Below are 9,043 nucleotides of genomic sequence, written 5' to 3' on the forward strand. Positions count from 1 at the left end.
TATTACATTAATTATATCATCACCATATTGTTATGGCTAGAATAAAAGATAATAACGCACAAAAAAGGTTCAACAAAATTTCCATCGGATTGGCCTCTCCGGAGTCAATCTTGGCAGAGTCCCGTGGAGAAGTTTTGAAGCCTGAAACCATTAACTATAGAACGCACAAACCAGAGCGTGATGGATTGTTCTGCGAGCGTATTTTTGGTCCTGTAAAGGATTACGAGTGTGCCTGTGGTAAATATAAAAGAATCCGTTACCGTGGAATCGTTTGTGACCGTTGTGGTGTTGAAGTGACGGAGAAAAAGGTACGTAGAGACCGTGTGGGGCACATTAACCTTGTGGTTCCTGTAGCGCACATCTGGTACTTCCGTTCGCTGCCAAACAAAATAGGATACCTTTTGGGATTGCCATCCAAAAAGTTGGACATGATCATATACTACGAAAGGTATGTGGTTATCCAGCCGGGTATTGCCAAAGGTCCAGAAGGTGAGGAAATCAATAAAATGGATTTCTTGACCGAAGAGGAATATTTGAACATTTTGGAAACGCTTCCTACCGAGAACCAATATTTGGAGGATACCGATCCAAACAAGTTCATCGCCAAAATGGGTGCCGAATGTTTGATCGAGATATTGTCCAGAATCGATTTGGAGCAATTGTCCTACGAACTGCGTCACAAGGCGAACACTGAAACTTCAAAACAACGTAAAACTGAGGCGTTGAAACGTCTTCAGGTGGTTGAAGCGCTTCGTGAATCACAAAACAACAGGGAAAACAACCCTGAGTGGATGATCATGAAAGTGATTCCTGTGATTCCACCGGAATTGCGTCCGTTGGTGCCGTTGGATGGTGGTCGTTTTGCGACATCCGATTTGAACGACTTGTACCGAAGGGTGATTATCCGTAACAACCGTTTGAAGCGTTTAATGGAAATCAAGGCGCCAGAGGTTATCTTGAGGAACGAAAAACGTATGCTTCAAGAAGCTGTGGATTCTCTTTTCGATAATACAAGAAAGGCATCTGCGGTAAAAACAGAATCAAACAGACCATTGAAATCCCTTTCCGATTCATTGAAAGGTAAGCAAGGTCGTTTCCGTCAAAACCTTTTGGGTAAACGTGTGGATTATTCCGCTCGTTCCGTAATCGTTGTTGGACCGGAATTGAACTTGTACGAGTGTGGTCTTCCTAAAGATATGGCTGCAGAACTTTACAAGCCTTTCATTATCCGTAAATTGATTGAGAGAGGTATTGTAAAGACGGTTAAATCAGCTAAAAAGATCATAGACAAGAAGGAACCCGTAGTATGGGATATTCTTGAAAATGTCCTTAAAGGACATCCCGTATTGTTGAACCGTGCCCCCACATTGCACAGATTGGGTATCCAAGCGTTCCAGCCTAAACTTATCGAAGGTAAGGCGATTCGTTTGCACCCATTGGCGTGTACTGCATTTAACGCGGATTTTGATGGGGATCAGATGGCAGTTCACTTGCCTTTGGGGCCAGAGGCCATTTTGGAAGCCCAATTATTGATGTTGGCTTCACAGAACATCCTTAACCCAGCGAACGGTTCTCCGATTACAGTACCATCTCAGGATATGGTTTTGGGATTGTACTACATGACCAAGCACAAGAAATCTACCAAAGAAGAGCCTGTTTTGGGTGAAGGATTGACCTTCTATTCTTCTGAAGAAGTAGAGATAGCCTTCAACGAGAAAAAAGTTTCGCTTAACGCCGGTATTAAGGTAAGAGCCAAAGACTTTAACGAAGAAGGTGAATTGGTTTACAAAATCATTGAAACTACAGTAGGTCGTGTATTGTTCAACACCGTTGTGCCAGAACAAGCAGGATTCATCAATACGGTATTGAACAAGAAAGCCCTTAGAAATATCATCGGGGACATTCTTGCAGTGACCGATGTGCCAAGAACTGCTGAATTTTTGGATAAAATCAAGGCCATGGGATACGATTTTGCCTTTAAAGGTGGGCTATCCTTTAGTTTGGGTGATATTATTATTCCTGCAGAAAAACAGGATATGATCGGCGAGGCCAATGAGCAGGTCGATGGTATTATGATGAACTATAACATGGGTCTTATCACCAACAACGAGCGTTACAACCAGGTAATTGATGTTTGGACATCTACCAACGCTATGCTGACCGAGTTGGCGATGAAACGAATCCGTGAGGACAAGCAAGGATTCAACTCAGTGTATATGATGTTGGATTCAGGTGCAAGGGGTTCCAAAGAGCAGATTCGTCAGTTGACCGGTATGCGTGGATTGATGGCCAAGCCTAAAAAATCTACAGCTGGTGGTGGTGAAATTATCGAAAACCCGATTCTTTCGAACTTTAAGGAAGGGTTGTCGATTTTGGAATACTTTATCTCTACCCACGGTGCACGTAAAGGTCTTGCGGATACCGCTTTGAAAACGGCGGATGCGGGTTACCTGACCAGACGTTTGGTGGATGTTTCACAAGATGTGATCGTGAATAGCGAAGATTGTGAAACTTTGAGAGGTATCGAAGTAGAACCATTGAAGAAAAACGAGGAGATTGTTGAAACCTTAGGTGAGAGAATCTTGGGTAGGGTATCGTTGCACGATGTGTACAACCCACTGACCGAAGAGCTTGTGCTGAAAGCAGGACAAGAAATCAATGAAGCCGATGTAAAAAGGGTAGAGGCAGCTCCAATCGAGAAAATAGAGGTAAGATCCCCATTAACGTGTGAGGCTCCACAAGGAATCTGTGCCAAATGTTACGGTAGAAACCTTGCTACCAATAAAATGGTACAACGAGGAGAAGCTGTTGGTGTTGTAGCCGCGCAATCCATTGGTGAGCCAGGTACACAGTTGACCTTGCGTACCTTCCACGTGGGTGGTATTGCAGGTAACATTTCCGAGGATAACAAGTTGGAGTCCAAGTTTGATGGTATTGCTGAAATTGAAGACCTAAGATTGGTTAAAGGGGAAAACAGTGAAGGTGGTAAAACCGATATTGTAATCTCTAGAACATCTGAAGTTAAGATTGTCGATCCAAAAACCGGAATTACCCTAAGTACAAATAACATCCCCTACGGTTCTCAATTGTTCATTAAGAACGGTGAGAAAATTACCAAAGGAACTATAATTTGTGAATGGGATCCATATAATGGTGTGATCGTTTCTGAGTTCTCTGGTCAGATTGCTTACGAAAATCTTGAGCAAGGGGTTACTTATCAAGTTGAAATCGATGAACAGACCGGTTTCCAAGAAAAAGTGATTTCCGAGACCAGAAACAAAAAGTTGATACCGACCTTGTTGATCAAGGATGGAAAAGGTGAAACATTGCGTTCGTACAACTTGCCTGTAGGTTCTCACTTGATGGTTGATGACGATGAGAAGGTGAAAGAAGGTAAGATCTTGGTAAAAATCCCACGTAAATCTGCCAAGGCAGGGGATATTACCGGTGGTCTTCCAAGGGTAACAGAGCTTTTCGAAGCACGTAACCCTTCCAATCCGGCAGTTGTTTCCGAGATTGATGGTGTGGTATCCTTCGGTAAGATCAAGCGTGGTAACCGTGAAATTATTATCGAGTCCAAGACAGGCGATATCAAAAAGTACTTGGTTAAATTGTCCAACCAAATCTTGGTTCAGGAGAATGACTACGTACGAGCAGGTATGCCATTGTCCGATGGTTCCATTACGCCAGAAGATATTTTGTCCATTAAGGGACCATCTGCAGTACAACAGTACTTGGTGAACGAGGTGCAAGAAGTATATCGTTTACAAGGTGTGAAAATTAATGACAAGCACTTCGAGGTTGTTGTGAGACAAATGATGCGTAAAGTAAAAATCCAAGACCCAGGAGATACGATTTTCCTAGAAAATCAATTGGTACACAAAGACGACTTTATCAATGAAAACGATGAGATTTTCGGTAAAAAAGTTGTTGAGGATGCCGGTGATTCGGAAAGATTGAAACCAGGACAGATTTTGACCGTACGTGAGCTAAGGGACGAGAACTCTATTCTAAGAAGAGAGGATAAGACCTTGGTGACCGCAAGAGATGCTGTTGCAGCAACTGCAACCCCAATCTTGCAAGGTATCACAAGAGCATCGTTGCAGACCAAGTCGTTTATTTCTGCAGCATCGTTCCAGGAAACCACTAAAGTATTGAACGAAGCCGCAGTAAGTGGTAAAGTGGATACCTTGGAAGGTTTGAAAGAGAATGTGATTGTAGGACATAAGATTCCGGCCGGTACCGGTATGAGGGATTATGATAGTATTATCGTAGGTTCCAAAGAGGAGTATGATGAGATCATGGCCCGAAAAGAGGAATTTAAATTCTAAATAAAACAAACCCTGGCCTTAAGCCGGGGTTTTTGTTTTTAAGACTAAATAGTATGGCTGAAGAAAAGAAAAAACAGAAGCAGATCAATATAGAGTTGGATGAGAAAACCGCAGAGGGAACGTATTCCAATCTAGCGATTATCAACCACTCTGTATCTGAATTTGTTGTAGACTTTATTAGTTTAATGCCGGGTGCACCAAAGGCGAAAGTAAAGAGCAGGATTATTTTAACGCCCCAACACGCCAAAAAACTGTTGAAGGCTTTAAATGATAATGTAAGCCGATTTGAACAGGCGCACGGAACTATACAAGATTACGAACAACCAGCAATTCCGTTAAATTTCGGACCTACTGGTGAAGCATAAAAAAAGCCCCGAATATTCGGGGCTTTTTTTATGATTTATTTTAGCCAACCTTTCTGGATACCTTTTTTGGAAAAAGAGATAAGATAGAGTCCAATAACAATGATGATTACTGGCATGGCATAGGTAGAAGGTCCAAAAGCCTCAACAGCATTGGAAATAAACAGCCAGTGGATAAATTGTGCAATAGCGGCAATCAATGAGATGATAAAAAGAGGGCGCGCCCATTTTTTACGCATTAAAAGCCCTATGCAGGCAATGGTCCCTGAGAAAACGGCAATGGCAAATGCTGCGGTTGCCCAAGCCGGTATGCTTTCAAAAGCCTCACGTTGCGCTTGGTTCAAACTTTCCAAAATGGCTACTTGATTAAAAGCTTGATTGAGATAGTTGAAAACTCCGACCAAATTCCATAAAAGCGCAATAACGCTCACCACCCAGAACCATGTAGGTGGTTTTACTGATGTAGTCATAATTTCTTTATTTAATTGGTTATGCTATTCAATGTACAAAAAAAAGACATATGAAAAGATAACCCTTTCATATCCAGAAATGTATGATGCTTGTTCTTAGTGTCTTAATACTATTCGAACTCAGAAGTATAATGTAATTTGACGGAGGGATATTTCTGTTGTGTCATTTGTAGTGAAAAGGGCGAATCCGCCAAAAACACCAATTGTCCCTTTTTATCAGTGGCCAAAAACTTTTGTTTTACCCGTTTAAACTCTTGGAACTCTTCGTTCTTTTCATCTTCAGGTTCTACCCAACAAGCTTTGTGCACAGGGAAGTTTTCGTAAGTGCATTTGGCTCCATATTCATGTTCCAATCTATATTGGATCACTTCATACTGTAAGGCCCCAACTGTTCCAATTACCTTTCTTCCGTTCATTTCGAGGGTAAATAATTGGGCAACCCCTTCATCCATTAATTGGTCAATACCTTTGTACAATTGTTTTGCCTTCATCGGGTCGGCGTTGTTGATGTACCTAAAGTGTTCCGGAGAAAAACTTGGAATCCCTTTGTAGTGCAACTCTTCCCCACTGGTTAAAGTGTCACCGATTTTAAAGTTGCCCGTATCGTGAAGCCCCACGATATCACCCGGATAGGAAACATCCACAATTTCTTTTTTCTCGGCAAAAAAGGCGTTTGGACTAGAGAATTTCAGCTTTTTTCCCTGTCTAACGTGTAAATAGGGCGTATTCCTTTCAAACGTACCGGATACAATTTTAACAAAAGCAAGACGGTCACGGTGTTTAGGGTCCATGTTGGCGTGTATCTTGAATACGAAGCCTGAAAAATCCTTTTCATTGGCCTTTACCAAACGTTCTTCAGCTTTTTTGGGGCGAGGTGAGGGAGCGATGTCCACAAAACAATCCAATAGTTCTCGAACCCCAAAATTGTTCAATGCAGAGCCGAAAAATACGGGCTGTAGCGCACCTTTTAAATAGGCTTCTTTATCAAAATCGGGATAAACCCCTTCAACAAGTTCTAGATTTCCGCGCAATTCTTCGGCGGCTTCTGTTCCTATTACTTTTTCAAGTTCCGGATTGTCTAAATTATCAAAGGCAATGGTCTCTTCAATATTCTTTTTGCTATTGCCGCTAAAAAGGTTAATGTTTTTCTCGTAGATGTTATAAATTCCCTTGAAGTCGTACCCCATGCCGATCGGAAAGCTTAAAGGCGTTACTGTGAGTCCCAATTTTTGCTCCACTTCGTCCAAAAGGTCAAAGGCATCTTTACCCTCACGGTCCAATTTGTTGATGAAAACGATCATGGGGATATTACGCATGCGGCACACCTCCACCAGCTTTTCCGTTTGTTCCTCTACACCTTTCGCCACATCGATAACAACAATAACGCTATCTACGGCTGTCAAGGTTCGAAAAGTGTCCTCGGCAAAATCCTTGTGCCCAGGAGTATCCAAAATGTTGATTTTCTTGTCTTTATAAATAAATGCCAAAACGGAAGTAGCGACTGAAATTCCTCTTTGGCGCTCAATTTCCATGAAGTCACTCGTAGCCGATTTTTTAATCTTATTGCTTTTTACAGCACCGGCTTCTTGAATCGCACCACCGAACAAGAGTAATTTTTCAGTCAAAGTTGTTTTTCCGGCATCCGGGTGGGAGATGATTCCGAAAGTTCTTCGTTTTGCTATTTCCTTTTCAAATTCCATCAACAAAAATTTCGGCAAAAATAGGGGATTTATATGTTTTGCCACTCATTTTTAGCATGATTCGGGATTGTTAATATAATTGGAAAAAAATAGAGGATTAAAGTTACCCATAACCAAAAAGAAAAGTAATTTCCGCTCGTTTTATGCTCGCTAGCCATTCACACGGGGTTTATCCATTTGTAAAACAAGCAGATGAGGTAAATAATGATGAGGAAATCGCCTTTTATCGAGAAAAATAGGAGGTGAGAGTCAAATAGTTTAACTATGTGACGTAATTGTGTCTATATGTGTCCAAAGGGCCGGTGACATTAAAACAAACAGGAAAACCCCAATTTTCTTACAATTACGAGGACCTCTTTAAGCCATGGTGATTAGTTGACCAAAACTTATCATTTATGGAAAAAATTACTTTCTTAGATTTTAGAAAGGGCAAAATTTTTGTCTTACTTCTGGTTCTGGGATTTATAGTATATCCTAATATTACATCTTTTAAGAATGTTCCAAGCTCTCTTGAGAACAACAGGAATATATCTCATGATGATACTGGTGATAGCTATACGTTGAATAGTTCCAATTTGGCATTGGACTTTAATACGCAAAGAAATTGGGAGACTAATAATTCTGATGCTCAAGAAACCGGTGTTTGTAATTATAATAGTGAAGAAGCTAATTATAATGGTCCCGACAAAGTTTTACTTTGCCATAAAGAAGATAAAAGTTACAACAATCCCCGAAATGGATATCATACAATAAGCGTAGCCCCCGCTTCAGTTAAGGCTCATTTAGATCATGGTGATACATTGGGCGCCTGTGGAGATGGAGGAGATGACACCGATGCAGATGGTGATGGCGTAAGCGATGAAGATGAGAAAGAAGATGCTACCGATCCATTGGATTATTGTGATTACAATCCTGAACATATTACCTTTCCTCAAAGTGATGAATACCTCCAAGCTGATTGTGATGGCGATGGAGTGAGCAATGGACAAGAGCATGAAGATGGCACAGACCCCTTGGATCCTTGTGATTTTGTACTGGAACACCAAGATTGTTCCGTTTCCGATGAATGGAAAAAAGCTGATTGCGACGGTGATGGGGTGAGCAATGGACAAGAGAAGGAAGATGGGACAGACCCATTGGATCCTTGTGATTTTGTACTGGAACACCAAGATTGTTCCGTTTCCGATGAATGGAAAAAAGCTGATTGCGACGGTGATGGGGTAAGCAATGGACAAGAGAAAGAAGATGGGACAGACCCCTTGGATCCTTGTGATTTTGTACTGGAAAGTCAAGACTGTTCGCCTTCAGAAGAATGGAAAAAAGCTGATTGCGACGGTGATGGGGTGAGCAATGGACAAGAGAAGGAAGATGGGACAGACCCATTGGATCCTTGTGATTTTGTACTGGAAAATCAAGACTGTTCGCCATCAGAAGAATGGAAAAAAGCTGATTGCGACGGTGATGGAGTGAGCAATGGACAAGAGAAGGAAGATGGGACAGACCCATTGGATCCTTGTGATTTTGTACTGGAACACCAAGATTGTTCCGTTTCCGATGAATGGAAAAAAGCTGATTGCGACGGTGATGGAGTGAGCAATGGACAAGAGAAAGAAGATGGGACAGACCCGTTGGATCCTTGTGATTTTGTACTGGAAAATCAAGACTGTTCGCCATCAGAAGAATGGAAAAAAGCTGATTGTGACGGTGATGGAGTGAGCAATGGACAAGAGAAAGAAGATGGGACAGACCCATTAGATCCTTGTGATTATAATACCGATAGCGTGACCTTGCCGCAGAGCGGTGATTACCTTACCGCGGATTGCGATGGCGATGGAGTCACGAATGGCGATGAAGAAGAGGACGGAACCGACCCACAGGACCCATGTGATTTTGAACTTGACAGCCAAACGGTCGACCCCGATTCCACTTGGAACAGTTCCGATTGCGATGGCGATGGTGTGACCAACGAGGATGAAACAGAAGATGGCACGGACCCATTAGATCCATGCGACTACAATCCCGATAGTGTGACCTTGCCGCAGAGCGGTGATTACCTGACCGCGGATTGCGATGGCGATGGAGTCACGAATGGCGATGAAGAAGAGGACGGAACCGACCCACAGGACCCATGTGATTTTGAACTTGACAGCCAAACGGTCGACCCCGATTCCACTTGGAAC

The 9,043-nt window shown here is 42.2% G+C and carries 4 protein-coding genes and 1 pseudogene; 3 read left to right on the plus strand and 2 right to left on the minus strand.

Translation table 11 applies throughout. The annotated features are described in order from the left end of the window. Positions 1 to 32 precede the first annotated feature (32 nt). Entirely contained in the window at positions 33 to 4,331 is a 4,299-nt protein-coding gene (rpoC, locus tag J0X13_RS14250) for a DNA-directed RNA polymerase subunit beta' (protein ID WP_207072038.1), read from the plus strand. Between the two features lie 53 nt (positions 4,332 to 4,384). Beyond that, positions 4,385 to 4,696 carry a DUF3467 domain-containing protein gene (locus J0X13_RS14255; RefSeq protein ID WP_207029733.1) on the plus strand — a complete coding sequence of 104 codons (312 nt, stop codon included), beginning with the start codon at positions 4,385 to 4,387 and terminating at the stop codon, positions 4,694 to 4,696. 35 nt (positions 4,697 to 4,731) lie between these two features. Here J0X13_RS14255 and J0X13_RS14260 read toward each other — a convergent pair whose 3' ends face one another. Then, the gene (locus tag J0X13_RS14260; protein WP_207072039.1) at positions 4,732 to 5,163 is read right to left on the minus strand and encodes a hypothetical protein; all 432 of its coding nucleotides are present in this window, start codon (positions 5,161 to 5,163) and stop codon (positions 4,732 to 4,734) included. Between the two features lie 110 nt (positions 5,164 to 5,273). Further along, positions 5,274 to 6,863 (minus strand): peptide chain release factor 3, encoded by a 1,590-nt coding sequence (locus J0X13_RS14265; RefSeq protein ID WP_207072040.1) that lies wholly within the window; start codon positions 6,861 to 6,863, stop codon positions 5,274 to 5,276. Between the two features lie 395 nt (positions 6,864 to 7,258). Here J0X13_RS14265 and J0X13_RS14270 point away from each other — a divergent pair. Further along, positions 7,259 to 9,043: pseudogene (locus tag J0X13_RS14270) on the plus strand (hypothetical protein); the annotation flags it as partial.

Source organism: [Muricauda] lutisoli (nom. illeg.), assembly GCF_017313105.1.
Taxonomy (GTDB): Bacteria; Bacteroidota; Bacteroidia; order Flavobacteriales; family Flavobacteriaceae; genus Flagellimonas; species Flagellimonas lutisoli.

Excerpts from the sequence above, each read along its gene's own strand:
- rpoC (WP_207072038.1), top strand. The coding sequence starts at position 33 with ATGGCTAGAATAAAAGATAATAACGCACAAAAAAGGTTCAACAAAATT.
- J0X13_RS14255 (WP_207029733.1), top strand. The coding sequence starts at position 4,385 with ATGGCTGAAGAAAAGAAAAAACAGAAGCAGATCAATATAGAGTTGGAT.
- J0X13_RS14260 (WP_207072039.1), bottom strand. The coding sequence starts at position 5,163 with ATGACTACATCAGTAAAACCACCTACATGGTTCTGGGTGGTGAGCGTT.
- J0X13_RS14265 (WP_207072040.1), bottom strand. The coding sequence starts at position 6,863 with ATGGAATTTGAAAAGGAAATAGCAAAACGAAGAACTTTCGGAATCATC.